The sequence below is a fragment of the Mesorhizobium sp. M7A.F.Ca.CA.003.01.2.1 genome (genome assembly GCF_003998945.1).
GTDB lineage: Bacteria > Pseudomonadota > Alphaproteobacteria > Rhizobiales > Rhizobiaceae > Mesorhizobium > Mesorhizobium ciceri.
Window position 1 is genome coordinate 1 of sequence record NZ_RZRA01000786.1, and the last position, 2750, is coordinate 2750.

3 protein-coding genes are annotated in these 2750 nt (G+C 62.1%); all 3 read right to left on the minus strand.

Annotated elements, in window-relative coordinates:
* A partial coding sequence (locus EN969_RS25525) for an ABC transporter ATP-binding protein (protein WP_164758481.1) occupies nt 1-905 on the minus strand: 905 nt, incomplete at its 3' end.
* 67 nt (nt 906-972) lie between these two features.
* The gene (locus EN969_RS25530; RefSeq protein ID WP_013530884.1) at nt 973-2130 is read right to left on the minus strand and encodes an ABC transporter permease; all 1158 of its coding nucleotides are present in this window, start codon (nt 2128-2130) and stop codon (nt 973-975) included.
* A gap of 12 nt (nt 2131-2142) precedes the next feature.
* The coding region (locus EN969_RS25535; RefSeq protein WP_164758482.1) for an ABC transporter permease at nt 2143-2750 on the minus strand (608 nt) is incomplete at its 5' end.

Sequence of the window (2750 nt, forward strand, 5' to 3'; positions counted from 1 at the left end):
CCCTTGGGCCGCTCGTGCGGCAGCGGCAGCTGTCCGGGGATGGAGATCAGCGGCCGTGAGTTCTTGTCGGCGCCCGGCAGCGGGATCGAGCGGAACAGCCCTTGCGTATAGGGGTGGCGCATCCGGTCGAACACGTCCTTGATCTTGCCGGTCTCCACCGCTTCGCCCGAATACATCACGGTGATGCGATCGCAGGTTTCCAGGATCAGGCCGAGATTGTGCGACACGAAGATCATCGACGTGCCGAACTTCTCGCCCAGCCCCTTGACCAGATCGACGATGCCCGCCTCCACCGTCACGTCGAGCGCCGTCGTCGGCTCGTCGAGCAAAAGCAGCGCCGGCTTCGACAGCAGCGCCATGGCAATGACGATGCGCTGCTGCTGGCCGCCGGAGAGCTGGTGCGGATAGGAGCGCATCATACGCTCGGGATCGGGCAATTTGACCGAGCGCACCATATCGAGGGCGCGTTTATAGGCCTCTTCCTTCGACACCTTGTCGTGGATCAGCGGCACTTCCATCAGCTGCTGGCCGACCTTCATCGCCGGGTTCAGGCTCGCCATCGGCTCCTGGTAGATCATGGCGATCTTGTTGCCGCGGATGGAACGCAACTCCTCGTCGGAGAGTTCGCCCATGTCCTTGCCCTGGAACTTGATCTTGCCGCCGACGATCTTCCCGATGTTGGAGAGGTCGCGCATGATGCCGAGCGACACGGTCGACTTGCCGCAGCCGGATTCGCCGACGATGCCCATCGCCTCGCCCGGCATGACGGTGCAGGAAAAATCCATGACCGCCGGTATCTCGCCCTTGCGGGTGAAGAAGGAGATCGACAGGTTCTCGATCTCGATGATCGGCCCTTTGGTTGGCCCGGGGGTCGGCTTGGCGGGATTTCGAACTGCCTCGTTCATGGGTCGCTCCAATCCTGGTTCTTCCAGGCCTGTTTCTCTCAGGCCCATCGGGTCGAAACCCGCGACATCAGTCTTTCATCGATTGTTCGCGCAGCGAGTCGGCGAGCAGGTTCAAGCCCAGCACGAACGACATCAGTGCGATGGTCGGCGGCAGCGCCGGATGGATGAAGGAGCGCAGCAGGCGGCTGGCGTCCTTGATCGCGGTGCCCCAGTCCGGACTTTCCGGCGCCAGGCCAAGGCCGAAATAACCGAGCGTGCCGAGCAGGATGGTGGTGTAGCCGATGCGCAGGCAGGCATCGACGATCAATGGCCCGCGCGCATTGGGCAGGATCTCCCACAGCATGATGTACCAGGGCGATTCACCGCGCGTCTGCGCCGCCGCCACATAGTCGCGCGTCTTGATGTCCATCACCAGGCCACGCACGATGCGGAACACGCCGGGGCTGGAGGCGAACACCACCGCCACGAAGATGTTGAGCTGGTTTGGATCGATATGGACGATGTGCAGCGGGTCCTTATCGAACACAAGGCCGAGATAGATCCAGCCACCGAGGATCAGGGTGATGCCGAGCAGGATGTAGAGCCGGTCGGGCCGGTTCTTGTAGCGGGTCCAGAACAGCACGCTGAAGAAGATGATCGGGAACAGGAAGAACACGCCGGCCATGCCGTACGGGATCGGCGTGTCCATGATACCCGGCGTCACCAAGAGGTAGAACAGCAGGATCACCGGGAAGGCGAGCACAAGGTTGGCCAGGAACGACAGCACGGTGTCGATCTTGCCGCCGTAATAGCCGGCGGGCAGGCCGAGCGTGATGCCGACCATCAGCGCGAAGCCGGTCGCGGCAGGCGCGATGATCAGCACGATCTGGCTGCCATAGACCATGCGCGAAAACACGTCGCGCGCCAGCTTGTCGCCGCCGAACAGATAGGTCAGCCCCGACTGCGGTTCGACGGCGCCCGGCAGCACGTCCTTCATGATCGGAATCTGGGCCAGCGGATCGAAGGGCGATATGGTCGCGGCGAAGATCGCCGTGAACAGCCAGAACAGGCAGATGCCGACGCCGACAATGCCGACACCGCTGTCGAACAGCTGGCCGTAGAGCGCCAGCTTCTTCTTGTAGGCGAAGCTCGCGCCCATGACGATGACGAGCGCGATCCAGACCGGCCAGAAGCGCGACAGCACTTCGAAAACGACGGTGAAGCCACTGATGTATTGAACCGGCATCGGCTTCGCTCCCTACTGAACTCTGATACGCGGATTGAGAAATGCGTAGCCGACATCGGAAATGAGCTGCGTGATCAAGACGATGAACACCGAGACCAGCGAGCAGCCGAGCAAAAGGTCGATATCGTTGTTGCCGGCCGCCTCGACCAGCGTGTAGCCGAAGCCCTGGTAGCGGAACATCACCTCGACGATGACGACGCCGGTGAGCAGCCAAGGGAATTGCAGCATGATGACGGTGAACGGTGCGATCAGCGCGTTGCGCAAGGCATGTTTGACCACCACGCTGCCGAAGGAGAGACCCTTCAACCGCGCAGTACGGATATATTGCTGCGTCATCACTTCGACCATCGAAGCTCGCGTCATGCGGGCGATATAGCCGATGCCGTAGATCGCCAGCGTCATCACCGGCAGTGTGAAATTGTAGAAGGTGATGCCCTGGCTGGCCGAAGCCGCCGAGCCGTTCAGCCAGCCTAGCCATGAGGCGAAGATGACGGTGAAGATGACGCCCGACACATATTCAGGCGTCGCCGTCGAGGCGATCGACGCCACGGACAGCACCCGGTCGGTTCGCGACCCCTCACGCATGCCGGCCAGAATGCCGATCAGCAGCGAGATCGGCA

What these genes read in the sequence shown, in the direction of transcription:
- EN969_RS25530 (WP_013530884.1), bottom strand. Translation starts at nt 2,130, where the DNA reads ATGCCGGTTCAATACATCAGTGGCTTCACCGTCGTTTTCGAAGTGCTG.